21 protein-coding genes and 1 pseudogene are annotated in these 24,043 nt (G+C 65.3%); 15 read left to right on the top strand and 7 right to left on the bottom strand.

The genetic code is table 11. The features are described 5' to 3' along the window. Positions 1-136: pseudogene (locus tag E4K09_RS30270) on the top strand (S-formylglutathione hydrolase); the annotation flags it as partial. On the opposite strand, the gene E4K09_RS15950 reads toward E4K09_RS30270, so the two are convergent. Next, a complete protein-coding gene (locus E4K09_RS15950; protein WP_244610524.1) occupies positions 133-708 on the bottom strand; it encodes an NUDIX domain-containing protein in 576 nt (191 codons plus the stop codon). The pseudogene E4K09_RS30270 and the gene E4K09_RS15950 sit on opposite strands and share 4 nt — an antisense overlap. A gap of 135 nt (positions 709-843) precedes the next feature. Here E4K09_RS15950 and E4K09_RS15945 point away from each other — a divergent pair, with 135 nt between their 5' ends. Together E4K09_RS15945 and E4K09_RS15940 are read left to right on the top strand one after the other, a co-directional pair. Then, positions 844-1,668 (top strand): SIR2 family NAD-dependent protein deacylase, encoded by an 825-nt coding sequence (locus E4K09_RS15945; RefSeq protein ID WP_134498657.1) that lies wholly within the window; start codon positions 844-846, stop codon positions 1,666-1,668. Between the two features lie 69 nt (positions 1,669-1,737). Beyond that, a complete protein-coding gene (locus E4K09_RS15940) occupies positions 1,738-3,066 on the top strand; it encodes an AmpG family muropeptide MFS transporter (RefSeq protein WP_244610523.1) in 1,329 nt (442 codons plus the stop codon). Positions 3,067-3,185: 119 nt separating this feature from the next. On the opposite strand, the gene E4K09_RS15935 is transcribed toward E4K09_RS15940, so the two are convergent. The 3 genes from E4K09_RS15935 to xylF form a co-directional block, all read right to left on the bottom strand. Then, positions 3,186-3,965: an ATP-binding cassette domain-containing protein gene (locus E4K09_RS15935; protein WP_134498655.1), complete on the bottom strand. Its 780-nt coding sequence runs from the start codon at positions 3,963-3,965 to the stop codon at positions 3,186-3,188. Between the two features lie 12 nt (positions 3,966-3,977). Beyond that, positions 3,978-5,276: a sugar ABC transporter permease gene (locus E4K09_RS15930; RefSeq protein ID WP_134498653.1), complete on the bottom strand. Its 1,299-nt coding sequence runs from the start codon at positions 5,274-5,276 to the stop codon at positions 3,978-3,980. A gap of 87 nt (positions 5,277-5,363) precedes the next feature. Beyond that, positions 5,364-6,410, bottom strand: coding sequence for a D-xylose ABC transporter substrate-binding protein (xylF, locus tag E4K09_RS15925; RefSeq protein WP_134498651.1), 1,047 nt, complete (start codon positions 6,408-6,410; stop codon positions 5,364-5,366). Between the two features lie 214 nt (positions 6,411-6,624). Between xylF and E4K09_RS15920 the strand changes: the two genes are divergently transcribed. From E4K09_RS15920 to E4K09_RS15905, 4 genes are all read left to right on the top strand, one after another. Then, positions 6,625-7,842 carry an ROK family protein gene (locus E4K09_RS15920; RefSeq protein ID WP_134498648.1) on the top strand — a complete coding sequence of 406 codons (1,218 nt, stop codon included), beginning with the start codon at positions 6,625-6,627 and terminating at the stop codon, positions 7,840-7,842. A gap of 76 nt (positions 7,843-7,918) precedes the next feature. Next, entirely contained in the window at positions 7,919-10,966 is a 3,048-nt protein-coding gene (gene polA, locus E4K09_RS15915; protein ID WP_134498646.1) for a DNA polymerase I, read from the top strand. Positions 10,967-11,136: 170 nt separating this feature from the next. After that, on the top strand, positions 11,137-11,847 hold the full coding sequence (locus E4K09_RS15910) for a glutathione S-transferase (RefSeq protein ID WP_134498644.1): 711 nt from the start codon (positions 11,137-11,139) through the stop codon (positions 11,845-11,847). A 178-nt stretch (positions 11,848-12,025) separates the two neighbouring features. Beyond that, a complete protein-coding gene (locus E4K09_RS15905; protein ID WP_134498642.1) occupies positions 12,026-12,307 on the top strand; it encodes a hypothetical protein in 282 nt (93 codons plus the stop codon). A gap of 71 nt (positions 12,308-12,378) precedes the next feature. On the opposite strand, the gene E4K09_RS15900 is transcribed toward E4K09_RS15905, so the two are convergent. Continuing rightward, entirely contained in the window at positions 12,379-13,170 is a 792-nt protein-coding gene (locus E4K09_RS15900; protein ID WP_134498640.1) for a class II glutamine amidotransferase, read from the bottom strand. 171 nt (positions 13,171-13,341) lie between these two features. Here E4K09_RS15900 and E4K09_RS15895 point away from each other — a divergent pair, with 171 nt between their 5' ends. Continuing rightward, the gene (locus E4K09_RS15895) at positions 13,342-14,748 is read left to right on the top strand and encodes a sodium:proton antiporter (protein WP_134498638.1); all 1,407 of its coding nucleotides are present in this window, start codon (positions 13,342-13,344) and stop codon (positions 14,746-14,748) included. Between the two features lie 159 nt (positions 14,749-14,907). Here the strand turns inward: E4K09_RS15895 and E4K09_RS15890 are convergent, their stop codons facing one another. Together E4K09_RS15890 and E4K09_RS15885 are read right to left on the bottom strand one after the other, a co-directional pair. After that, complete coding sequence (locus E4K09_RS15890) at positions 14,908-16,002, bottom strand: NAD(P)/FAD-dependent oxidoreductase (protein WP_134498636.1); 1,095 nt, start codon at positions 16,000-16,002, stop codon at positions 14,908-14,910. 65 nt (positions 16,003-16,067) lie between these two features. Beyond that, positions 16,068-17,678, bottom strand: a complete 1,611-nt coding sequence (locus E4K09_RS15885) for a phosphoenolpyruvate carboxykinase (RefSeq protein WP_134498634.1) — start codon at positions 17,676-17,678, stop codon at positions 16,068-16,070. A 53-nt stretch (positions 17,679-17,731) separates the two neighbouring features. On the opposite strand from E4K09_RS15885, the gene E4K09_RS15880 reads away from it, so the two are divergent. The 7 genes from E4K09_RS15880 to ahcY all read left to right on the top strand — a co-directional run bounded on the left by E4K09_RS15880 (position 17,732) and on the right by ahcY (position 23,692). Next, positions 17,732-17,965 (top strand): hypothetical protein, encoded by a 234-nt coding sequence (locus E4K09_RS15880; RefSeq protein ID WP_134498632.1) that lies wholly within the window; start codon positions 17,732-17,734, stop codon positions 17,963-17,965. A gap of 225 nt (positions 17,966-18,190) precedes the next feature. Further along, positions 18,191-18,889 (top strand): response regulator transcription factor, encoded by a 699-nt coding sequence (locus E4K09_RS15875; RefSeq protein ID WP_134498630.1) that lies wholly within the window; start codon positions 18,191-18,193, stop codon positions 18,887-18,889. Positions 18,890-19,039: 150 nt separating this feature from the next. Next, on the top strand, positions 19,040-20,905 hold the full coding sequence (locus E4K09_RS15870; protein WP_134498628.1) for a sensor histidine kinase: 1,866 nt from the start codon (positions 19,040-19,042) through the stop codon (positions 20,903-20,905). 2 nt (positions 20,906-20,907) lie between these two features. Then, positions 20,908-21,357 carry an HPr kinase/phosphorylase gene (locus tag E4K09_RS15865; protein WP_244610527.1) on the top strand — a complete coding sequence of 150 codons (450 nt, stop codon included), beginning with the start codon at positions 20,908-20,910 and terminating at the stop codon, positions 21,355-21,357. 88 nt (positions 21,358-21,445) lie between these two features. Next, positions 21,446-21,847: a PTS sugar transporter subunit IIA gene (locus E4K09_RS15860; protein WP_134498624.1), complete on the top strand. Its 402-nt coding sequence runs from the start codon at positions 21,446-21,448 to the stop codon at positions 21,845-21,847. Between the two features lie 5 nt (positions 21,848-21,852). Continuing rightward, on the top strand, positions 21,853-22,173 hold the full coding sequence (locus E4K09_RS15855) for an HPr family phosphocarrier protein (protein ID WP_134498622.1): 321 nt from the start codon (positions 21,853-21,855) through the stop codon (positions 22,171-22,173). Between the two features lie 118 nt (positions 22,174-22,291). Then, on the top strand, positions 22,292-23,692 hold the full coding sequence (gene ahcY, locus E4K09_RS15850; protein ID WP_134498620.1) for an adenosylhomocysteinase: 1,401 nt from the start codon (positions 22,292-22,294) through the stop codon (positions 23,690-23,692). Positions 23,693-24,043 lie beyond the last annotated feature (351 nt).

The raw sequence follows: 24,043 nt of genomic DNA, 5'->3' as shown, positions 1-24,043 counted from the left end.
CCTGCTCGAGGAGGCCTGCGCCAAGGCCGGCCAGCCGCTCACCCTGCGCCGGCAGCACGGCTACGACCATTCCTACTTCTTCATCGCATCCTTCATCGACCTCCACCTCAACTGGCACGCGGAGCGCCTCGGCTAGCTTTGCCCAAAGGCCTGCGGGTGCCGCAATCGCAGCGCCTGCACCAACGCCAGGGTCTTCATGTCGGCGATTGTGGTGTCGGTGACGAAACCCGCGAGGTCGTCGAAGCCGACCTCCAGCACCTCGATCTCCTCGTGCTCATCGGCCAGGCCGCCGCCTTCGGCGACCCGATCCGCTTCCCCATAGGGAGCGAGGAAGAGGTGCAGACGCTCCGTGGTGGCTCCGGGGGCCGACCAGAACCGGCCCAGGGGCTCCAGGCGCTCCACCCGCAGGCCTGCTTCCTCCATGCTCTCGCGACGGGCGCAGTCCTCGGGCTCGTCTTCGTCGAGAAGGCCCGCGATCGCCTCGAGAAAATCCGGGTGCCCTTCGCGATGCATGACGGGTGCGCGAAACTGCCGGATGAGAATGACCTTTCGCCTGTCCAGGTCGTAGGGCAGCACGGCGGCCGCATCCCCGCTGTTGAGGATCTCGCGGATCATGGTCCGCCCGTCCGGCATCTGAACCGTGAGTTTCAGGAGCTTGCGCCACCCCTCGTAGACGGTGTCGATCTGCTTGATCCGATAGGCTGTCACGTCGGGCTTCCTTCTGCCTGAGATCCTGGTTTCCCCAGGACAACACCTGAAACGCCCACGTTATCCATCTTCATTGAGCCCGAGAGCCCACCTCGGGCGTTATGGACAGGAGTATGTTCACGAGGAGCGTCTCGCGTGCTGGAAGATCTGGTCAGGGCCATCCGGAAACGACAGGCCATCCTGTTCGCCGGGGCCGGCGTATCGATGACCGTGGGGCTGCCCTCCTGGAGCACCCTGATCGAGCATGTGTCCCGCGAACTCGAACTCGATACGTCCAGTTTCAAGAATGGCGACCTGAACTACCTCACACTCGCCGAGTATTACCGGATCAAGCAGGGCAGCATCGGCCCTCTCCGCAGCTGGATGGACCGGAACTGGACGATTCCCGAGGACAAGCTCCGAGCCTCGAAGGTTCACGACCTCATCTGCAAGCTCGACTTCCCCATCATCTACACGACGAACTTCGACCGGAACCTGGAAACCGCCTTCGATCTCCATGGAAAGGACTACGTGAAGATCGTCAACGCCAAGGACATCGCCCGCGTCCGCGAGGGCGTGCCGCAGATCGTCAAATACCATGGCGATTTCGACGACGACGATTCCATCGTGATCGCCGAGACCGATTATCTCGACCGCCTGTCGTTCGAATCCCCGCTTGATATCAAGTTCCGCTCGGATGCTCTTGGCAAGACCATCCTGTTCATCGGCTACAGCATGACGGATCTCAACATCCGCTTTCTCATGCACCGGCTCTGGAAAACCTGGAGCGGATCGGGCTACGAGCGCGACCGGCCGCAATCCTACGTTTTCATGCTCCGGTCGAACCCGGTGGAACAGGCAGTTCTGGAACAGTGGGGCCTGCGGGTTCTCACGGAAAAGAGCTGCCCGCCCGACAAGGCACTCGAGCTCTTCCTGACGAAGCTCTGCACCTCCGTCGGGCGCCAGGAGGAAGACGCCTGATTTTGCATCCCTGCCCCCTTGTGCCAATGTGGCCCCACTTCGAACGCATGTGATTTTACCTTTCGCTTCATGGCCACCACGACCAAACGCCGCCTTTCGCTCAAGGACGTTCTCACCGACGGGCGCATCGCGCTCATGCTGCCCCTGGGGTTCTCCTCGGGGCTGCCCTTCCTGCTCGTCTTCAGCACCCTCTCGACCTGGCTGCGGGAGGCCGGCATTTCGCTCACGATCATCGGCCTGATGAGTTGGGTGGGCTTGGCCTATTCCTTCAAGTTCCTGTGGGCGCCCATCGTCGACCGCTACGACGTGCCGGTTCTCGCCCGTCTGCTCGGCCGCCGTCGCGGGTGGATGGCCCTGGCGCAGCTCGGCGTGATGGCGGCTCTCCTCGGCATGGCGGTCACCGGACCGACGGTCAGCCTGCCCCTCACCATCGTGTCGGCGGTGATGATCGCCTTCTTCTCCGCCACGCAGGATGTGGTGATCGACGGCTGGCGTATCGATGCGGCGCCCACGGAGCGCCAGGGCATGATGGCGGCGAGCCTCCAGCTCGGCTATCGCTTGGCCCTTCTCTGCGCGGGCGCAGGCGCGCTCTACATCGCCGACCTCGTGAACTGGCCCGCCGCCTATCTGTCCATGGCAGCCCTCATGGGCGTGGGCCTCGTGGGCACCCTGCTCGCCCCGCGCATCGACGAGGTTCGGGTTCGCGATAACCCTCCCTTCTCCCAGGCCATCGTCGAGCCCGTGGCCGATCTCTTCCAGCGCAAGCGGATGATGCTGATCCCGATCCTGGCGCTCGTGGCCTGCTACCGTCTGCCGGACTTCATGGCGGGCATCATGGCGAACCCGCTCTACATCGACCTGGGCTTCTCGAAGGCCGACATCGCCAGCATTTCGAAGCTCTATGGCGTGTGGATCGGCATCGTCGGGGCCTTCGGGGGCGGCCTTGCGCTGACGCGTCTCGGCCTCTGGTGGACCCTGCTCATCGGCGCCAGCCTTGCTGCCGGATCGAATGTGATGTTCTCCTGGCTCGCCGCCGGTCACGCCACCATCACGGGCCTGACGCTCACCATCAGCATCGACAATTTCGCTCAAGGTTTCGCGGGCGCGGCGCTGATCGCCTATATGTCGGGCCTCACCTCACCGGGCTTCGCGGCGACCCAATACGCGCTGCTCAGCTCGCTCTATGCGCTTCCCGGAAAGCTCATCGGCGGTGCATCCGGGGCGATCGTGGATGCTTACGGCTACCCGCTGCTCTTCACCGGAACGGCGGCGCTCGGCATCCCCCTCGCCATCCTCTGCCTCGTCGTGCGGCGGGATACGATGGAAACGGTGCGGCAGAAGGAAGAGGCGGAGGCGCGGGAGGCTTCCGCGTCCATGGCCGTCGGGTCACGAGCTTAGCCTCATTGTCATCACCGGCCTTGTGCCGGTCAACGCGACCTGGAAAAGCATGTCCTTCAAATGGGATGGCCGGGGCAAGCCCGGCCATGACGGAGAAATGTTTGGCCGGGACAATCGCCTCAGCTCGCTCCCGGTCCCGGCGTTGCGCCGGGCGGGCACTTGCCCAGGATGATCATGCCGAGCACCTCGTCCTGCGTGACATCCTGCACGTTGGCGGAGCCCACGAGCTTGCCGTTCTTCATCACGCTCACCCGGTCGGCGAGGCCGAACACGTCGTGGATGTCGTGGCTGATGAGGAAGATTCCGATACCCTCCTTCTTCAGCTGCAGCACGAGGTCGGCGACCTGCTGTGTCTCGGCGGGGCCGAGCGCCGCCGTGGGCTCGTCCATGATCAGCACGCGCGCGTTGAAATAGATCGCGCGCGCAATGGCCACCGATTGCCGCTGGCCGCCGGACAGCGCCTTCACGGGCTCCTTGAAGCGGCGGAAATGCGGGTTGAGGCGCGCCATGACCTTGCGGGTCTCGGCTTCCATCGCGGCATCGTCGAGCGTGCCGTAGGGAGTCAGCACCTCGCGGCCGAGGAAGATGTTGCCCGCCGCATCGATGTTGTCGGCGAGAGCCAGCGTCTGGTAGATCGTCTCGATGCCGTAGCGCTTGGCGTCGCGCGGGGTTGAAATATCGGCGTGCTCGCCGTTCACATAGATCTCGCCCGCGTCCGGCTTGTAGGCGCCGGAGAGGATCTTGATCAGCGTCGACTTGCCTGCGCCGTTATGGCCGAGCAGTCCCACCACCTCGCCGGGACGCAGATCGACGGACACGTCATCCACCGCCTTGATGCCCCCGAAGGCGATGGAGATGTTGCGCATCTCGACGAGAGGCGTCGTTCCATTCTGTTGCATGATGCGCTCCCCTTACTTGATGCGGCGGCGATAGAGGCCATCGACCCACACCGCCAGCACGAGCACCGCGCCGACGACGATGTTCTGCAGGGGCGTGTCGACGCCGAGCAGCACCATGCCCGATTGCAGCGACTGCATGACGAGGGCGCCCAGCATCGCGCCCGCGATGGTGCCGATGCCGCCCGCAAGCGAGGTGCCGCCGATCACCGCGGAGGCGATCACATAAAGCTCGTCGAGGGTGCCCGCCGCGTTGGTGGCGGCGTTGAGACGGGCCGTGGAGATGCAGGCCGAGATGCCGCAGAGCAGGCCCATGAGGCCGAACACCTTCATCAGCGTCCAGCGGGTGTTGATGCCCGACAGTTCCGCCGCTTCCGGATTGCCGCCGATGGCGAACACATAGCGGCCGAAACGGCGGCGCGTGGCGATGAAGGTCATCACGAGACCCACCATCACGGCGATCAGCACCGGCAGCGCCACGCCATGCGGAATGAACAAGCCGCCCTCGGGCCATGGAATGCCGTTGGCCTCCGCCCAGTTGCGGGCGGTGCCCGCGGGCAGGGGATAGGCATTGGCGACAGCGGCGGCCGCCAGCACCGCGCCGCACGCGACGGTGGCGATCACCATGTCGGCCCAGCCGGGACGCACCGGGAAGCCGAAGCTCAGGCGGCGCCGTCGGGCCAGGCCAAGCGCCACGATGATGAGCCCGCAGGCCACCGCCGCGATGATCCAGGTAGCCGTTGCCCCGAGCGCGCCTTCGACCCCGCCGCCGAAGGCCTTGAAGCGGCTGTCCATGGGCGCGACGGTCTGACCGGCCGTCACCCACCAGGCGGCGCCGCGCCAGACCAGGAGGCCGCCGAGGGTGACGATGAAGGAAGGAATGCCGAGATAGGCGATGAGCCAGCCCTGGAAAAGGCCGATGAGCCCGCCGACCGTGATCGCGAGCAGCACCACGAGGGGAGCCGTGAGCGGATGCTCCAGGCCGAGATAGGCCGGCAGCCACTGCACCTGGGCGACGCCGACGATCATGCCGACGACGCCGAGGATCGCCCCCACCGACAGGTCGATGTTGCGCGTGACGATCACGAGCACCATGCCGGTCGCCATGATCGCCACGGAGGCGGTCTGAACGGACAGGTTCCAAAGGTTGCGCGGCGTGAGGAAGACGCCGCCCGACAGGAGATCGAACCCGACCCAGATCACGGCGAGAGCCGCGAGCATGCCGAGCATGCGCACGTCGATCTCGAGCTTCGACAGAAGCGAGCCGGAAGCGGTGCTCGGCGGCGGGGCGGTTGTGGCAACAGGTGCGTTCATGGCGTCATACGAGGAAAAGGTTCAATGACAAAGACCCTCCCGGGAGCCGCGGCTCCCGGGAGGGGCGGATCCAGGATGAAGCCCGTCTCAGTTGCAGGCCTTCACCGTGCCGGGCTTCACGCCCTGGCAGACCACTTCCTTCGAGGCCCAGCCCGCATTGATGACCACGTCGAGGTTGTCCTTGGTGACCGCGACGGGCGTGAGGAATAGAGCCGTCATGTTCTGCTTCTTCGGGCCGAGATTCCAGGACTTCGCCCCCTGGATCTCGGTGAGCTTCTTGCCGCCGGCGAGCTGCAGCGCGATTTCGGCGGCGTTCCGGCCGAGTTCGCGGGCATCCTTGAACACGGTCACGGTCTGCGTGCCGAGGGCGACGCGGTTGAGGGCGGCCTTGTCGGCGTCCTGGCCGGACACCGGCACGGAGCCCGCAAGCCCCTGGGCGGCAAGCGCCGCGATGGCGCCGCCGGCGGTGCCATCGTTGGCGGCGACGACCGCATCGATCTTGTTGTTGTTCTTGGTCAGGAACTGCTCCATGTTCCGCTGGGCATTGGCGGGGAGCCAGCCATCCGTGTAGGCCTCGCCCACGTTCTTGATCTTGCCCGCGTCGATGGCGGGCTTGAGCACTTCCATCGCGCCCTGGAACAGGAAGTTGGCGTTCGGATCGGAGCCAGAGCCCTTGATGAAGGCGTAGTTGCCCTCGGGCTTCAGCTTGAACACTTCGCGCGCCTGCAGGCGGCCGACCTCGACATTGTCGAAGGTGAGATAGAAGGCCTGCGGAATCTCGATGAGGCGGTCATAGCCCACGATCGGGATGCCCTCGGCCACCGCCTTCTCGACGGCGGGCCGCACCGCATCCGCATCCTGCGCCAGCACGATCAGCGCCTTGGCGCCCCGGGCGATCAGGCTCTCGATGTCGGTGAGCTGCTTGGCGGGCGATGATTGGGCATCCGCCGATACATAGGTGCCGCCCGCCTTTTCGATCGCCGCCTTGATGGCGGCCTCGTCGGTCTTCCAGCGCTCTTCCTGGAAGTTCGACCAGCTGACGCCGACGACTGGGCCCTTGCCCTGGGCGAGAGCCGCGCCTGCCGAAAGGGTCAAGGCGACAAGACTGATGAGAGCATGCTTCTTCGATACCATTGGCTTCCTCCTGGGCCGTTCTTCCCTCTAGGCCCGGTGCTCATGGCAGGCTGTCTCTCCTGATCGGATCGACAGAGGTGGCTCACGCTGCCATGCTTTATTTTCGAGCGGGGAAATAATTATCCCTCTCCATCAGGCCTTCAAGCGGCAAAGCTCTCATTACTTGGTCGGATATCCTTTTGACCCAGAGATGATTTATTCGTTAAGTGAATAAATGACTGCTATGTCCATGCTCCCCCTTTCCCCCCGCGAAACAGCCCGGCGTCGTCTTCTGGACGCCTTGCGCCGGGAGGGACCCATGGCACGGGTGGAAATCGGCCAGCATCTCGGCATGAGCCCGGCGAGCGTCTCGGAGCTGGCCGCCAGCCTCCTCGACGAGGGCATTCTCGTGACCGAAGAGGCGGCGGATCAGGGGCCGGGCCTGATCCGGGGTCGTCCCAAGGTGCGCCTGTTCTTCGCCGAGTCGCTGGGGTCCGTGATCGGCGTCTGGACCGGGTTCAACCGCATCGAGCTTCGGCTGGTGGACAGCGCGGGACGGAACCGGGCGAGCCGTCACATCGAGCGGCCGTTGAGGAATCTCGGGGCCGAGGAGCTGATGGATGTTCTGGCCGACACCATCACCACCTTCGTCAGCGAAACCGGCGCAGCCGACCTGAAGGCCATCGGCTTGGCCTGCCAGGGCTATGTGGACACCCGGGACGGCGTCGTGGCCTGGAGCCCGGTGCTCGGCACCCGCGACCTGCCCCTCGCGGCGGGTTTGAGCGAGCGGCTGGGCAGGCCCGTGCTGATCGAGAACGATGCCAGCGCCATGGCCTTCGCCATCGCGCAGCGCAACCCGGATTTCCGCTCAGGCCGAACCGCCTGCCTGATGGTTGGTGACGGCGTCGGCATGGGCTTCCTGATCCAGGGCGAGCTCTACCGCGGCGCCCGGTTCGGCGGCAGCGAGTTCGGCCATGTGCGGCTCCGGCGGAGCGGTCCGCAATGCCGCTGCGGCGGGCGGGGCTGCATCGAGGCGTATCTTGCCGATTACGCCCTGCACCGGGATGCCCAGCTCATCGACCACCGCCCGGCCCCCACCCTGCTGCTGCCGGGCGAGGAAGCCATGAACGCGGTGGTGGACCAGGCCCGATCGGGCGATCCTGCCCTCCTCAAGCTGTTCCACGAGGCGGGCGAGGTTCTGGGGGACGCGGTCGGCATCCTGATCCAGACCCTGGAACCGGACCATATCGTGCTCTGCGGCCCCGGCACGCGGGCCATGGACCTGCTCCGTCCGTCCTTCGAGGCGGCCCTCGAATCGCAGACCATTCCCGAATTGAGGGCGCTTGCCGCCATCCACGTGGTGGAATCCTCCCTCGACCTTCTCACCGAAGGCGTGGTGATGCAGGCGCTGCGCGAGCTCGACCTCGACCTCGCACGCCTCAGGGCCGCTTAGGCGGCCCGCCGGGATAGCCATCGGCCTCCAAAAACACTATCTCTTGCAGGCTGTTTTTTCTCCACGAACGAGACCCATGGCTTCCTCCCGTCCCGTCCAAGCCGGCGACCACATCTTCCTCGTCGACGGCTCCTCCTTCATCTTCCGGGCCTACTTCCAGTCCATGAACCAGGACCAGAAGTACAATTCCCGCAGCTCGGACGGCATGCCGACGGGAGCGGTGCGCCTGTTCGTGTCCAAGCTCCTGCAGTTCATGCGCGACGGCGCGGCGGGCCTGAAGCCGACGCATCTCGCCATCGTGCTCGACAAATCCGAGGGCTCGTTCCGCAAGGAGCTCTACGAGGACTACAAGGGCCATCGCCCGGACGCGCCGGAGGACCTGAAGGTCCAGATGCCGCTCATGCGAGAGGCGATCCGCGCCTTCGGCCTGGAGCCCGTGGAGTTGCAGCGCTACGAGGCGGACGACCTGATCGCCACCTACACCCAGCAGGCGAAGGCCCGCGGCGCGGACGTGCTCATCATCTCCTCCGACAAGGACCTGATGCAGCTCGTCGGACCCAAGGTGTGCTTCTACGATTTCGAGTCCGGCTCCAAGGGCAAGCCCGGCTACCGGCCCGAGCGCAACCTTGACGAGGCCGCCGTGACCGAGAAGTGGGAGGGCATCCCACCTGAGAAAATCGGCGACGTTCTCGCCCTCATGGGCGACACCTCGGACAACGTGCCGGGCGTCCCCGGCATCGGCCTCAAGACCGCGGCGCAGCTCATCAAGGAGTACGGCGATCTCGAGACGCTGCTGGCCCGCGCGAACGAGATCAAGCAGCCCAAGCGCCGGGAAACGCTGATCAGCAACGCGGAAGCCGCGCGGCTGTCCAAGAAACTCGTGACGCTCGATTGCGACGCGCCGGTGCCGGTTCCCCTCGACGACCTGCGCGTGCCGGAGCCCGACCCGAAGACCCTCATCGGCTTCCTCAAGGCGATGGAGTTCAGCACGCTCACGCGCCGCGTGGCGGAACTCTACGACGCCGATCCTGCCGCGATCGAACCCGAACCGCGCCTGATGCCGGGCGGCGAGGCGATCAGGTGGGAGCGCGATGGCGGCCCCGTGACGGTGAATGACGATCCGCCGCTCTTCGAAAAGGGTGAAGCGGCCTCGGGCGATATCGATCCCTTCGCCGGGCTCGACCTCCCCGAGACTGGGGCGGCCCGCAAGCCCCTGGAGGGTGTCGGCACGCCTTCGCAAGTGGCTGGAAAGCGCGCGACGCAAGCCTCCTCCTTGCCGTTCGACGTGTCGTCCTACGAAACCGTCACGAGCCTCGAGCGCCTGAAGGAATGGGTCGCCCGGGCGCGCGAGCAGGGCTATGTCGCCGTCGACACCGAGACGAGCGACCTCGATGCCAACCGCGCCGACATCGTGGGCTTCTCGCTGGCGTTGGAGCCGGGCCGGGCCTGCTATGTGCCCCTCCAGCACCGGGACGAATCCGATCTCTTCGGCGGCGGGCTGGTCAAGGGTCAGCTTCCGGTGACCGATGCGCTCGACGCCGTCCGGCCCATGCTCGAGGATCCGTCCGTCCTCAAGATCGGCCAGAACCTGAAATACGACTGGATCGTGTTCAAGCGCCACAACATCGATGTGCGACCCATCGACGACACGATGCTGATTTCCTACGTGCTGGATGCGGGAAAAGGCTCGCACGGCATGGACGAGTTGTCCCGCCGGCATCTCGGCCACGCGCCGATCAGCTTCTCGGACGTGGCCGGCACGGGCCGGAACAAGGTGACCTTCGACAAGGTCGAGATCTCGAAGGCCACCGCCTACGCCGCCGAAGACGCGGACGTGACCTTACGCCTCTGGCAGATCCTCAAGCCCCGTCTCGTCGCCGAGCATCGCGCCACGGTCTATGAAACGCTCGAGCGTCCGCTCGTCGACGTGATCGCCCGCATGGAGATGCGCGGCATCCTCGTGGACCGCCAGATCCTGAGCCGCCTCTCCGGCGACTTCTCGCAGATACTCGCGCGCCTCGAGGACGAGATCCACGAGATGGCGGGCGAGAAATTCGCCCTCGGCAGCCCGAAGCAGATCGGCGACATCCTTTTCGGCAAGATGGGTTTGCCGGGCGCGAAGAAGACGCCGTCGGGTCAATGGGCGACGCCTGCGACCCTCCTCGATGAGCTGGCTCAGGCCGGTCACGAACTGCCTGCGAAAATCCTCGAATGGCGGCAGCTCTCCAAGCTGAAATCCACCTACACGGATACGCTCCAGGAGCACATGCATCCGGAGACCAAGCGGGTGCATACCTCATTCTCGCTCGCGGCCACCACGACGGGCCGCCTCTCCTCGTCCGATCCGAACCTGCAGAACATCCCGATCCGCACGGAGGCGGGCCGCAAGATCCGCACGGCCTTCATCGCGCCGGCGGGTCACAAGATCATCTCGGCCGACTACAGCCAGATCGAGCTGAGGATCCTCGCGCATATCGCCGACATTCCGCAGCTGCAGGACGCCTTCGCGAACGGCGTAGACATTCACGCGGCGACGGCCTCCGCCATGTTCGGCGTGCCGCTCGACCAGATGACGCCCGACCTGCGCCGCCAGGCGAAGACCATCAATTTCGGCATCATCTACGGCATCTCGGCCTTCGGGCTCGCCACGCGCCTCGGCATCCCGAACGCGGAGGCGTCCGCCTTCATCAAGCAGTATTTCGAGCGCTTCCCGGGCATCCGCACCTATATCGACGAGACGAAGAGGGCCTGCAAGGACAAGGGCTATGTGACCACGCTGTTCGGACGCGTGTGCCACTACCCGCAGATCCGCTCGAGCAATCCTTCCGAGCGCGCGGGCGTGGAGCGTCAGGCCATCAACGCACCCATCCAGGGCACCGCCGCCGATATCATCCGCCGGGCGATGATCCGCATGGAGGATGCGCTCAAGGCCGAGCGCCTGTCTGCGCGCATGCTGCTGCAGGTGCACGACGAACTCGTGTTCGAAGCCCCCGACGACGAGGTGGAGGCGACGCTGCCGGTGATCTCCCGCGTGATGACGGAAGCGCCCTTCCCGGCCGTGAATCTCAAGGTTCCGCTCGCCGTGGAAGCCCGCGCCGCGCAGAACTGGGACGAGGCGCACTAGAGCATTGTCGGCGAAGTGGATCCGGTTCGCCGTCAAAAATGCGACAACCCAAAGAAGAGAGATGATTCCACACCAGTGGAAACAGTTCTCGCCATGCAGGATGAGCGGGAGCCGTCTTCCGCGAATCGCGGCGGCCCCGCATGATCGTGACACACTCCCCGGAGCCGCCCATGCCTTATGAACTCTACTACTGGCCCACAATCCAGGGACGCGGCGAGTTCGTGCGCCTGGCCCTCGAGGAGGCGGGAGCCGACTACATCGACGCGGCGCGGGAATCGGAAGGGGTCGCCGTGATGATGCGCCTGATGGAGCACGCCGGGCATCCGCCCTTCGCGCCGCCCTTCCTGAAGGACGGCGACACCGTCATCGGGCAGACGGCCGCGATCCTGCTCTACCTCGGCGCACGGCACGACCTCGCGCCGAAGGACCCGGAGGGCGGGCTTTGGACGCACCAGATCCAGCTCACCATCGCGGACTTCGTCGCGGAGGCTCACGATACTCACCATCCCGTCGCGGTAAGTCTTTACTACGAGGACCAGAAGGCGGAGGCGCTCCGGCGGTCCGCCGATTTCCGCCAGAACCGTATCCCGAAATTCCTCGACTGGTTCGACACGATCCTCGCCCGCAATCCTTCCGGCGACCGGCACCTCGTCGGCAACAGGCTCACCTATGCCGATCTGTCCCTGTTCCAGGCGGTTGAAGGGCTGTCCTACGCCTTTCCGAAGGCCATGAAAGCCACACTCAAGGACGCGCCGCGGGTCGCCGCCCTGCACGAGGCCGTCGCGCAGCGGCCTCGCATCAAGGCCTATCTCGCAAGCCCGCGCCGGATCCCGTTCAACGAGGAGGGGCTCTTCCGGCATTATCCGGAACTGGATGGTTAACCGTCACCGGCAAGAATCTGTTAAACAAGCGGACGCAATCTAGACTCCGACGCGTCCTCCATCCGCCTCAGGCCCCGTTCGAGGCCACGCAAGCGGCTCCGGCAGGCGCTCAGTCATTGTCACGACAGGGGGAGGCGCGGGGCCGGCGGGCTCATCCCCGACACGCGAGGAGCCGATCATGGTCGAGGAAACGGAAACGGTTGCGATCCGCATGTGGCGCGACCGGGTGCAGCTGCGGGAGCAGGAACGCAACGAGGCTCAGACCCGGCTGCGGATCGCGGAGGAGAAGGTCGCGATCCTCATGGCCGAAAACGACCGTCTCGCGGCTGAGAACGCCCGCCTGCGCGCGCTCGTCGATCCCGATCCGGACAGCGCCCGTACGGAAACCCAGAGGCAGATGGAAGCGCTGAGAGGCGCGCTGCTGCCGCTTTTGTCGGGGGGCGCCGGCGCCCTGAACTGACGGCGACCGAGGGCTGGAGCTGTTTCACATGAGTGGAATCAGCTCTTTTCGTGGACCTGCCGAAAAATGCCCTAAGCCGCGACCTGTGCCATGGCCTCGTTGAGGCAATGCATCGCCACCGGCTGGCCCGCCCGCGCCACGACACAGCAGCCCTTCGGCACCTCCCGCCAGCCTTTGGTCTTGTCGTCGATGGGCTCCGAGACCACGAGCAGGTCGCCCTTGTCCTCACGGAAATAGAGCGTCGGCGGTTTTGCGTCGCAAGCCCAGCGATAGGCCCACAGGTTCTCGCCGTCGGTGAAGGCGGCGGTGAAGCGCAGGGCCTCCTCGATGCGCGCCTCGTCCATGAGCCTGCGCACCTGCTTCAAGGTCTGCGCCATGGCCGCCACCGGTTCCCGGGCCAGACCATTGGCCAGGGCCACGAGGAAGAGCGCCTCCGAATCCGTGGTCCCCTGGCGGCGTTCGTAGAGCTCGTCCGGGATCAGCCCCTCGAGCCGGCGCTTGATGCGCGAATACCCCCCGATCTGGCCGTTATGCATGAAGAGATAGCGGCCATGGACGAAGGGATGGCAATTGGCCCGGGTGGTGGAGGTGCCGGTGGAGGCCCGCACATGGGCGAAGAAGAGGCCGGAGCGCACCTGCGCGCAGAGGCTTCTCAGGTTCTCGTCCGACCAGGCGGGGCGCACCTCGCGATAGATGCCTGGCTCTCTCCGCTCCCCGTACCAGCCGATTCCGAAGCCGTCGCCGTTGGTCTCCGTTTTGGCCTCGGCCGCATGCAGCGACTGGTGGACCAGCGAACGGGCCGGGGCACAGACGAGTTCATCGAGGAAGATCGGCTCTCCCCGGTAGGCAAGAAAGCGGCACATCGGCTCCACAACCCCTGGCGCGGCAAAGGCATTGTAATTGTGTTTTAGTCTCTCCTGCTCATGGTGAACAGCCGGTTAACAGCCGCGCCGTTGCAGCCCTGCGCAGGTTCCCTTAAACCCTTGTTCCCAACACCACAGATATGCCGGAAACCGGCGAGGGGAATCCAAATCATGCACCGCAAGCTAAGCGCGGCACTGGCAGCCGCCCTGACCGTGCTGCCGCAGGCGGCCTTCGCGGCCGAGCTCGAGGGCGCGACCTTGGGCCTCGCCTGGGCCCTGCCCTTTGCGGGCATCCTGCTCTCCATCGCCCTCTTCCCGCTGATGGCGCCCCATTTCTGGGAGCATCACCAGGGCAAGGTCTCAGCTCTGTGGGGTCTGCTGGTGCTCGTGCCCACGGCGGCCCTCCTCGGCCCGGCCACGGCGCTCCATGCCCTCGCCCACACGGCGCTCCTGGAATACGTTCCCTTCATCCTGCTGCTGCTCGCCCTCTTCACGGTGGCCGGCGGCATCCTGGTCCGGGGCAACCTGCACGGCTCTCCCGGCACGAACACAACGCTTCTCGCCGTCGGCACGGTGCTGGCGAGCTTCATCGGCACCACCGGCGCATCCATGGTGATGATCCGGCCCGTGCTGCGCGCCAACGACGACCGCAGGCACAATGTCCACGTCTTTGTGTTCTTCATCTTCCTGGTGTCGAACGTGGGCGGCTCGCTCACGCCGCTCGGCGATCCGCCCCTCTTCCTCGGCTTCCTCCGAGGCGTCGACTTCTTCTGGACAACCACCCATCTCCTTCCCGAGACACTCTTCGTGGCCGGCCTTCTGCTGGCGCTGTTCTTCACCATCGACACCGTGATCTACAAGAAGGAAGGCCATATCGCGCCCGATCCGACCCCCGACAATCCGGTGCGCGTGACGGGCGGCATCAACTTCCTGCTGATCTTCATCATCATCAGCGCAATCCTCATGAGCGCCACCACGGATCTCGGCCGCGTGACCGTCCTGGGCGCCGAGATCGAACTGGCCAATGCGCTGCGCGATGCGATCATGATCGCCGTGACGATCATCTCCCTGAAGCTCACCCCGAAGGCGAACCGCGCGCAGAACGGCTTTTCCTGGGGACCGATCCAGGAAGTGGCGAAGCTGTTCGCCGGCATCTTCATCACCATCATTCCGGTGCTGGCCATGCTGAAGGCGGGAGCGGACGGCGCCTTCGCGCCCCTCGTCGCCCTGGTCACGAACCCGGACGGCAGCGCCAACAACGCCGCCTATTTCTGGCTCACGGGCGCCCTGTCCTCGTTCCTGGACAACGCGCCGACCTACCTCGTGTTCTTCGAACTCGCCGGCGGCGATCCGCGGGCGCTGATGACCACCGGCGCGCTGACCCTCGCGGCCATTTCGGCGGGCGCCGTGTTCATGGGCGCGAACTCCTATATCGGCAACGCGCCCAACTTCATGGTCTATGCGATCGCCCGCGAGGGCGGGGTGAAGATGCCGAGCTTCTTCGGTTATCTCCTCTGGTCGGGCGCAATCCTGGTGCCGACCTTCCTGATCGCGACGCTCCTGTTCTTCAGGGGCTGATCGAAGCGCGGCATCCCCCGACGCAGCAGGATCCGGAACGTCACTCTCCTCGTCATCACCGGCCTCGTGCCGGCGATCCACGTCTTCGACCGCAACGGAGAAAACGGGGATGGCCGGGACAAGCCCGGCCATGACGAGGGTGGCGATCGGACCTTTTCTCTAGATGCCCAGCCGGTCCGCCACGTCCTCGGCCAGGGACAGGCTCGAAGTCAGCCCCGGGCTCTCGATGCCGAAGAGATGCACGAGGCCGGCAAGCCCGTGCTCCTCCGGTCCCTCGATCATGAAATCCGCGGCCTTCTCGCCGGGACCAGTGAGCTTCGGGCGGATGCCCGCGTAGTCCGGCACCAGCGCTCCGTCGGGCAGCCCGGGCCAGTAGCGGCGGATCGCGGCATAGAAGCCTTCGGCGCGACCGGGATCGACCTCGTATGTCTCGTTCTCGATCCATTCCACATCGGGCCCGAAGCGCATCCGCCCCGCGAGGTCCAGGGTCACATGGGTCCCCAAGCCCCCGTCCACGGGCGCGGGGTAGATCAGGCGCGAGAAGGCGGGTTTCCCGAGACAGCCGAAATAATTGCCCTTGGCGAGCACGAGCGGCGGCACGCGCTCCGGCGCATAGCCTTCTGTCGATCGCGCCAGAGCCTGCGCGCCCAAACCCGCCGCGTTGACGACCGCATAGACGGAGATCTCCGCGGGCTCCGTGCCGCCCACATGGACGTTCCATCCCGTTCCATCTCGCGCGATCCGCTCGACCGGCGCATGAAACGCGATCATGCCGCCCGCGGCCTCGAGATCGCCCTGCAGGGCCAGCATCAGCCCATGGCTGTCCACGATCCCGGTTTCACGGGAGAGCACCGCGCCGGTGCAGGCGAGGTTCGGCTCCAGCGCCGCCGCCTCCTCGCCCGTCAGGAACGAAAGTCCCTCGACGCCGTTGGCGAGGCCCTGCTCGTAGATGCCCTCGATCTTCGCCTGCTCGAGAGCGTTGGTCGCCACGATGAGCTTTCCGCATCGCCGATGCGGCACGCCGTGGCTCTCGCAGAAGGCGTAGAGCATCCGGCGCCCGTTCACGCAGTGGTGCGCCCGCAGGGAGCCGGACGGGTAATACATGCCCGCATGGATCACCTCGCTGTTGCGCGAGGAGACGCCGTTGCCGATGCCGCCGGTCTTTTCCGCCACGATGACGCCATGGCCGCGCAGGGCCAATGCGCGCGCAATGGCGAGGCCTACGACCCCTGCTCCGATGACGAGGATGTCCATCCGCCCCCCTCAATGCAAAACGGCGGCTCGAAAGCCGCCGCTCCTGTTGTTGCGATTGCAAGCCGTCAGGCCGCGATCGACATCTGCGGCGCGGCGCGGCGCACGTCGGAATCGACATGGCTCTCGAAGCGCTTGAAGTTCTCGTTGAACATGGCGATCAGGCGCTTGGCCGTCTCGGCGAACTCCGCCTTGTCCTGCCAGGTCTTGACCGGATACAGGATGTGCGGCTCGACGCCCGGCACCGAGGTCGGCACCGCGAACCCGAAATAGGGATCGCGGCGGAAATCGGCGCGGGAGAGCGACCCGTCGAGGGCCGCCGTCAGCAGGCGGCGCGTGACCCGGATCGGCATGCGCCGGCCGACCCCGTACTTGCCGCCGGTCCAGCCGGTATTGACGAGCCAGCAATCCACCGAGTGTTTGCCGATGAGATCGCGCAGCAGGTTGCCGTACTCGGAGGGGTGGCGGGGCATGAAGGGGGCGCCGAAGCAGGTGGAGAACGTCGCCTCCGGATCCTTCACGCCCTTCTCCGTGCCGGCCACCTTGGCGGTGTAGCCGGACAGGAAGTGATACATGGCCTCCGCCGGCGTGAGCTTGGCGATGGGCGGCAGCACGCCGAACGCGTCGCAGGTGAGCATCACGATGTTCTTCGGAATGCCCGCGCGGCCGGTGGAGCTCGCATTCGGGATGAAGTCGAGCGGATAGGCGCAGCGCGTGTTCTCCGTCCGCGACGCATTGTCGAAATCGGGAACGCGGGTGATGGGATCGACGATCACGTTCTCGAGCACCGTGCCGAAGCGCTCGGTGGTGGCGAAGATCTCCGGCTCCGCCTCGCGGGAGAGGCGGATGGTCTTGGCGTAGCAGCCGCCCTCGAAGTTGAACACGCCACTCGGGCCCCAGCCATGCTCGTCGTCGCCCAGCAGGATGCGGTTCGGATCGGCCGAGAGCGTGGTCTTGCCGGTGCCCGAGAGGCCGAAGAACACGGCGACGTCGCCGTCACGGCCCACATTGGCGGAGCAATGCATGGGCATGACGCTCGAGGCCGGCAGGACGTAGTTGAGGTAGGTGAAGACGGACTTCTTCATCTCGCCCGCATAGGACGTGCCGCCGATGAGCACGATCTTGCGGGTGAAGTCGCAGGCGATGACCGTCTCGGAGCGGCAGCCGTGACGGGCCGGGTCCGCCCTGAAGGACGGCAGGTCGATGATGGTGAGGCCCGGCACATAGTCCCTGATCTCTCCCGCCTCGGGGCGGATCAGCAGGTTGCGGATGAACAGGGAGTGCCAGGCGAATTCCGTGAAGACCCGCGCTTTGATCCGGTAGGCCGGATCGGCCCCGCCGTAGAGATCCTGGGCGAACAGCTCCTTGCCCTCAGCATGGGCGAGAAAATCCTGCAGCAGGGTGTCGAAATGGCCGGGCGTGATGGAACCGTTGTTGTCCCACCAGACGGTGCTCTCGGTGGCCTCGTCGCGGACCACGAACTTGTCCTTGGGCGAACGGCCCGTATGCACGCCGGTTTCCGCCAGGAGAGCGCCTCCCTTCACGAGCTTGGTTTCGCCCCTGACCAGGGAATGCTCATAGAGAGCGGGAGCCTCTAAGTTCCAGTAGACTTTCTTGAGATTGCGGAAGCCGATGGCCTCCGCGCCTTGAGCGCTGTTGAAGACGCCGATGTTATCCACGGAAGACTTCTCCTGGTCGCCGCTCGGCCCGCGGTCGGAGGTGCCGCTTTCCGATGGCTGTTGTATTGTTTCATTTGGGCGGCGCCGATGTCACGCGGAGCCGCCTGAACAAAGGATGTTTAGGTCAGACAGCCGAGCCGTCAACCAAGGCATTCCATGACATTCTATTTTTCGGACGGCTAGGGCATGTGCGTTCGGTGCAGGCGGATTTTTCGCATTTGCCGCAATTCTTTGGAGGAATTGACGAATGGGGGGCATATCGTGCAATGCTTCCAGGCTACGGGTGAGCGCTTCGAAAGACCGGCTGACCGGGCCGAGCCGACCCTGCCGGGTCGCCCCCGTTGAACCGCCGCTTCCCAAACCCCACTATCGGGTCGCCCCTCCCTGGTTGGGGGCTGTGGGCAACCATATTTATGCCATCAGTATGGCGCAGTTGGGCACGATTTAAGGCCAACTGCGTTATCGAACGATATGTCACGCGGCCAGCGTCCGTGTAAGCCAAGGAAGAGTTCATGCCCACGATCGCCCTTGTCGATGACGATCGCAACATCCTGACCTCCGTTTCGATTGCCCTCGAGGCCGAAGGCTACCGCATTCAGACCTATACCGACGGGGCCTCGGCCCTCGACGGCCTGAAGCATGCGCCCCCGGATCTTGCCATCTTCGACATCAAGATGCCGCGCATGGACGGCATGGAGCTCCTGCGCCGCCTGCGTCAGAAGTCCGATCTGCCGGTGATCTTCCTGACCTCCAAGGACGAGGAGATCGACGAGCTGTTCGGCCTGAAGATGGGGGCGGACGACTTCATCCGGAAACCCTTCTCCCAGCGCCTTCTGGTGGAGCGCGTGAAGGCGGTGCTGCGCCGCTTCGCGCCCAAGGACCAGACCACGCCCAAGGAGATGGACCCAAAGGCCCTGGAGCGCGGCCAGCTGAAGATGGACCCCGAGCGCCATGCCTGCACCTGGAAGGGCGAGCCGGTCACGCTCACGGTGACGGAATTCCTGATCCTGCAGGCTCTCGCCACCCGTCCCGGGGTGGTGAAAAGCCGCAATGCCCTCATGGATGCGGCCTATGACGACCAGGTCTATGTGGACGACCGCACGATCGACAGCCACATCAAGCGCCTGCGCAAGAAGTTCAAAGCGGTTGACCCGAGTTTCGAAATGATCGAGACCCTTTACGGTGTCGGCTACCGGTTCAAGGAAGCCTGATGCGGGAGCATCGGATGCGGACGGCGGGAGCCGCCGTTTCCGGCACCCATTCGGGGTGCTGAGACGCCCGCCGCTCTGGCGGGAAAGGACAACCAGGAAAGACGGGCATGATCCGGAACTGTCCTCCGGGATCGCGCCTGAGTGAGCGGCATGAAGGCTGATCCCATCCAGGCCGAGGCGGCGACAGACGATCCGCCTGCTCCTCGCGGCATCCTGGCACGGCTGAACCATTTCGGCCGGATGCTCTCCCAGCGCGCCTCCTCGAGCCTGACACGGCGCATCGTCGTGCTCAATCTCGCCGGCCTGGTGGCCCTGCTCGTCGGATTCCTGTACCTCAACCAGTTCCGCGAGGGCCTCATCGAGGCCCGGGTGCAAAGCCTGCTCACCCAGGGCGAGATCATCGCCGGCGCCATCGCCAGCTCGGCGACGGTCGAAACCAACACCATCACCCTCGACCCCGATCAGCTTCTGCAAATGCAGGCCGGTGAGACGGAGCGCCTGCACGACGAGGGCCTCTCCTCGCTCGAGTTCTCCATCAACCCGGAGCGGGTGGCTCCCCTGCTGCGGCGTCTGGTGACGCCCACGCAGACCCGTGCCCGCATCTTCGACCGGGACGGCCTGCTTCTGCTCGATTCCCGCAATTTCTACTCCCGCGGCGATATCCTGCGCATGGAACTGCCGCCGGTGGGGAATGTGGAAGACACCGCGAGCCTCATCGAGCGCACCTGGAACAGCGTCCGCAAGATGTTCCGGCGCACCAAGCGACCCGTGCAGGAGGAGGCCGGCCCCGTCAACGGCAAGACCCTGCCGGAGGTGCAGCAGGCCTTCACGGGCCAGCAATCGAGCGTGGTGCGCGTGAATACGCGCGGTGAAACCATCGTGTCCGTGGCGGTCCCGATCCAGCGCTTCCGCACGGTCCAGGGCGTGCTTCTGCTCTCCACCCAGGAGGGCGACATCGATGCCATCATCGCCTCCGAGCGCTTCGCCCTGCTTCAGGTCTTCCTGGTGGCGGCGTTGGTCATGATCGTCCTGTCGCTTTTCCTGGCAGGTGCGATCGCGGGTCCCGTCCGCCGCCTCGCCGAGGCGGCGGAGCGTGTCCGCTGGGGCACCAAATCGCGCCAGGAGATCCCGGACTTCACCAACCGCTCCGACGAGATCGGCCACCTCTCCGGCGCGCTGCGCGACATGACCAAGGCGCTCTACAACCGCATCGACGCCATCGAGAGCTTCGCGGCGGACGTGGCGCATGAGCTGAAGAACCCCCTCACCTCGCTGCGCAGCGCCGTGGAAACCCTGCCGCTCGCCCGCAGCGACGAATCCCGCGAGCGGCTCATGTCGATCATTCAGCATGACGTTCGGCGCCTCGACCGGCTCATCAGCGACATTTCCGACGCCTCCCGTCTCGATGCGGAATTGGCCCGTGCCGATGCGGAACCGGTCGACATGGCGCGCCTGCTCGAAGCGGTGGTCTCGGTGGCCAACGAGCGTCGGCAGGAGCACGATCCGCTGATCCAGCTGTCCATCGAGAGCCATGCGCGCGGTCGCGATGCCTTCCTGGTGCTGGGCCATGACAGCCGCCTCGGACAGGTATTCAACAACCTCATCGACAATGCCCGCTCCTTCTCGCCCCCCGACACCCCCGTGCGCGTGACGCTGCGGCGGCGCAGGAACGAGGTCGAGACCCTGGTGGAGGACAGCGGCCCGGGCATCGAGCCGGATGCCCTCGACCGGATCTTCGAGCGCTTCTACACGGACCGCCCGGAACAGGGCTTCGGCCAGAATTCGGGCCTGGGACTGTCCATCTCACGCCAGATCATCGAGGCCCACCGCGGCACGATCCGGGCCGAGAACCGGCTCGGATCGCCCGACGAGACCGGCGAGCCGAGACGTCTCGGCGCCCGCTTCGTCATCCGCCTGCCCAGCGCCGAGGCTCCGAAGGGCAGGAAGGATCAGGGGCGGAAGGAGGCCGGCAAGCGGGAACAGGCCAGGAAGGCGCAAGGAGAAACAGCCTCTTGAGCGTGCCTGAGACCGTCCATGCCTCCTGCGTCGTCATCGGCGAGGCGGGCGTTCTGATCCGGGGACGCTCGGGCTCCGGCAAGTCGACGCTGGCGCGCGAGATGGTGCTTCACGCGCTCCAGGCCGGCCGGTTCGGCTGTCTGGTCAGCGACGACAGGACCAGGCTGCGGGCCGAGCATGGTCGCCTTCTGGGACGCCCCGTCGAGCCTCTTGCCGGCCATCTGGAAATCCATGGCCTTGGCATCACGCGCCAGCCCTATGAGCCCGCGGCCGTGATCCGTCTCGTGATCGACCTGAGCGAGGACCCGCCACGCTTCCCCGAGATCGAGGACGGCAATATTGTTCTGTGCGGCGTCATGGTCCCTCGCATCCGGATGCGGGCCGGGGCAAGTTTCGCGAGCATCGCTCTGGGGCGTTTGAGTGGTGTTTGCGACACGGTCGTGACACTGTGATGAACTTTTCCTCTCAATGCTCTTGCGCTTGGCTTCGCGGTGCACAAAATAGCGGCTCCGCTCTCGGAGCGTTCGGACCTGGAACATTATGATTGGAATGGTGCTCGTCACCCACGGGCAGCTCGCGACGGAATTCAAGGCCGCGCTTGAGCATGTGGTGGGCCCTCAAGAGCAGCTTGAGACGATCACGATCGGCCCCGACGACGACATGGAAACACGGCGCAGGGACATCATGGCCGCCGTGTGCCGGGTCAATTCGGGCCACGGAGTCGTGGTTTTAACCGATATGTTCGGGGGTACGCCCTCGAATCTCGCCTTGTCCTGCATGAACGGCGGCTCCGTCGAGGTAGTGGCCGGCATCAACCTGCCCATGCTCATCAAGCTGGCTTCCGTCCGCGACGAGGAGCCCTTGGGCGATGCCGTCTCGCATGCTCAGGAGGCCGGGCGCAAGTATATCAACATAGCCTCGCGCGTTCTGTCGGGAAAATAGGAACCATGGATCAGCCCCTCGATCAGGACTGTCCCCCCGCTCCTGTGCCCGAGGGAGCGGAAGTCCGGGAGCTTTCCATCATCAACCGCCGAGGTCTTCACGCCCGGGCCTCGGCCAAGTTCGTGCAGACCGTCGAACGCTTCGATTCGGATGTCACCGTCACCCGCTGCGGCGAGACGGTGGGCGGGCGCTCCATCATGGGGCTCCTGACCCTGGCCGCGGCCCAGGGCACGAGCATTACCGTCACCGCCAAGGGACGCGACGCGCAGGCCTGCCTCCAGGCCATCGACGACCTTCTCGCCAACAGGTTCGGCGAGGAGGAATAAGCCTCGCCCCGGACCGCCGCCCGGACATATAAAGACATCTTTATATCTTGATTGCCTCCGGGCCGGCTCTCTGCTAGAGACTGCGCCAGCGAAAATCCCACGGGCGCAGGAGGCCATCATGGCTCAGGACTACATCGTCAAGGACATCGGCTTGGCCGATTTCGGTCGCAAGGAGATCTCGATCGCCGAGACCGAGATGCCGGGCCTCATGGCCGTTCGCGAGGAATACGGCCCGAAGCAGCCCCTGAAGGGCGCCCGCATCGCCGGCTCGCTCCACATGACCATTCAGACCGCGGTGCTGATCGAGACCCTGAAGGCTCTTGGTGCCGACATCCGCTGGGTGTCCTGCAACATCTATTCCACCCAGGACCACGCCGCCGCCGCCATCGCGGCCGCCGGCATCCCGGTCTTCGCCTATAAGGGCGAGACCCTGAAGGAATACTGGGACTACACCGCCAAGCTCTTCGACTGGCACGGCGGCGGCATGCCGAACATGATCCTCGACGACGGCGGCGACGCCACCATGCTGGTCCATATGGGCCTGCGGGCCGAGCAGGGCGACACCGCCTTCCTCGACAAGCCCGGTTCCGAGGAGGAGGAGGTCTTCTTCGCCCTCATCAAGCGCCTGCTCTCGGAAAAGCCGAAGGGCTGGTTCGCCGAGCTCGCCGCCTCGATCAAGGGCGTCTCGGAAGAGACCACCACCGGCGTCCACCGCCTCTACATCATGGAGAAGGAGGGCAAGCTCCTCTTCCCGGCGATCAACGTGAACGACTCGGTGACCAAGTCGAAATTCGACAATCTCTACGGCTGCCGCGAGTCGCTGGTCGACGGCATCCGCCGTGGCACGGACGTGATGATGGCCGGCAAGGTCGCCATGGTCGCCGGCTTCGGCGACGTGGGCAAAGGCTCCGCCGCTTCGCTCCGTCAGGCCGGCTGCCGCGTGCTGGTGTCGGAAGTCGATCCCATCTGCGCGCTCCAGGCCGCCATGGAAGGCTACGAGGTCACGACCATGGAGGACGCCGCCCCGCGCGCCGACATCTTCGTCACCGCCACCGGCAACAAGGACGTGATCACCATCGAGCACATGCGCGCGATGAAGGACCGGGCCATCGTCTGCAACATCGGCCACTTCGACAACGAGATCCAGGTCGCGGCGCTCAAGAACCTCAAGTGGAACAACGTGAAGCCGCAGGTGGACGAGATCGAGTTCCCGGACGGGCACCGCATCATCCTGCTCTCGGAAGGCCGTCTCGTGAACCTCGGCAACGCCATGGGCCATCCGTCCTTCGTGATGTCGGCCTCCTTCACGAACCAGACGCTCGCCCAGATCGAGCTCTTCACGAACCAGGGCAAGTACGAGCGTAAGGTCTACACGCTGCCCAAGCACCTGGACGAGAAGGTGGCCTCGCTCCACCTGGAGAAGATCGGCGTGAAGCTCACCAAGCTGCGTCCCGATCAGGCCTCCTATATCGGCGTGTCGGAGACCGGCCCGTTTAAACCGGATCATTATCGCTATTGATGGCGCCTTCCGTTGCGGAATTCTGCTTGTAAACCCGGCTTCACGCCGGGTTTTTTCATGACCTTCGCCGCCGAATCGATGATGCTACGCAGCGGCATGAGTGTGTCGTGATTGCAATACGCCTCCGCCAATTGCTCACAGCTTCTCCAAAGGAAGATTAAGGCAACGTTAACCCTCTTCCTGGCGGAGTCGGGCGTGGTCTAGAGTGAATGCGATTCGACCGGCGGTACCGCGGTTCTTATGAAAAGCCATGCCGGAAGTTCCGTTCATGCGTAGGCGGTATCTCCTCTGGGGCAGTCACGATGCTCCGGAGGCGTGAACTCACTTGGCCTTTCGTCAGGGCCCTAGGAC

Origin of the sequence: Microvirga pakistanensis (assembly GCF_004458765.1) — a bacterium.
Classification (GTDB): Bacteria; Pseudomonadota; Alphaproteobacteria; order Rhizobiales; family Beijerinckiaceae; genus Microvirga; species Microvirga pakistanensis.
Note: the sequence above shows the minus strand (reverse complement) of the source record. Positions and strands in the feature narration are given on the sequence as shown.

Excerpts from the sequence above, each read along its gene's own strand:
- E4K09_RS15880 (WP_134498632.1), top strand. The coding sequence starts at position 17,732 with ATGGCTGTTGTATTGTTTCATTTGGGCGGCGCCGATGTCACGCGGAGC.
- E4K09_RS15855 (WP_134498622.1), top strand. The coding sequence starts at position 21,853 with ATGGATCAGCCCCTCGATCAGGACTGTCCCCCCGCTCCTGTGCCCGAG.
- E4K09_RS15860 (WP_134498624.1), top strand. The coding sequence starts at position 21,446 with ATGATTGGAATGGTGCTCGTCACCCACGGGCAGCTCGCGACGGAATTC.
- E4K09_RS15930 (WP_134498653.1), bottom strand. The coding sequence starts at position 5,276 with ATGAACGCACCTGTTGCCACAACCGCCCCGCCGCCGAGCACCGCTTCC.
- E4K09_RS15875 (WP_134498630.1), top strand. The coding sequence starts at position 18,191 with ATGCCCACGATCGCCCTTGTCGATGACGATCGCAACATCCTGACCTCC.
- polA (WP_134498646.1), top strand. The coding sequence starts at position 7,919 with ATGGCTTCCTCCCGTCCCGTCCAAGCCGGCGACCACATCTTCCTCGTC.
- ahcY (WP_134498620.1), top strand. The coding sequence starts at position 22,292 with ATGGCTCAGGACTACATCGTCAAGGACATCGGCTTGGCCGATTTCGGT.
- E4K09_RS15890 (WP_134498636.1), bottom strand. The coding sequence starts at position 16,002 with ATGGACATCCTCGTCATCGGAGCAGGGGTCGTAGGCCTCGCCATTGCG.
- E4K09_RS15895 (WP_134498638.1), top strand. The coding sequence starts at position 13,342 with ATGCACCGCAAGCTAAGCGCGGCACTGGCAGCCGCCCTGACCGTGCTG.
- E4K09_RS15900 (WP_134498640.1), bottom strand. The coding sequence starts at position 13,170 with ATGTGCCGCTTTCTTGCCTACCGGGGAGAGCCGATCTTCCTCGATGAA.
- xylF (WP_134498651.1), bottom strand. The coding sequence starts at position 6,410 with ATGGTATCGAAGAAGCATGCTCTCATCAGTCTTGTCGCCTTGACCCTT.
- E4K09_RS15940 (WP_244610523.1), top strand. The coding sequence starts at position 1,738 with ATGGCCACCACGACCAAACGCCGCCTTTCGCTCAAGGACGTTCTCACC.
- E4K09_RS15870 (WP_134498628.1), top strand. The coding sequence starts at position 19,040 with ATGAAGGCTGATCCCATCCAGGCCGAGGCGGCGACAGACGATCCGCCT.
- E4K09_RS15920 (WP_134498648.1), top strand. The coding sequence starts at position 6,625 with ATGACTGCTATGTCCATGCTCCCCCTTTCCCCCCGCGAAACAGCCCGG.
- E4K09_RS15905 (WP_134498642.1), top strand. The coding sequence starts at position 12,026 with ATGGTCGAGGAAACGGAAACGGTTGCGATCCGCATGTGGCGCGACCGG.
- E4K09_RS15910 (WP_134498644.1), top strand. The coding sequence starts at position 11,137 with ATGCCTTATGAACTCTACTACTGGCCCACAATCCAGGGACGCGGCGAG.
- E4K09_RS15935 (WP_134498655.1), bottom strand. The coding sequence starts at position 3,965 with ATGCAACAGAATGGAACGACGCCTCTCGTCGAGATGCGCAACATCTCC.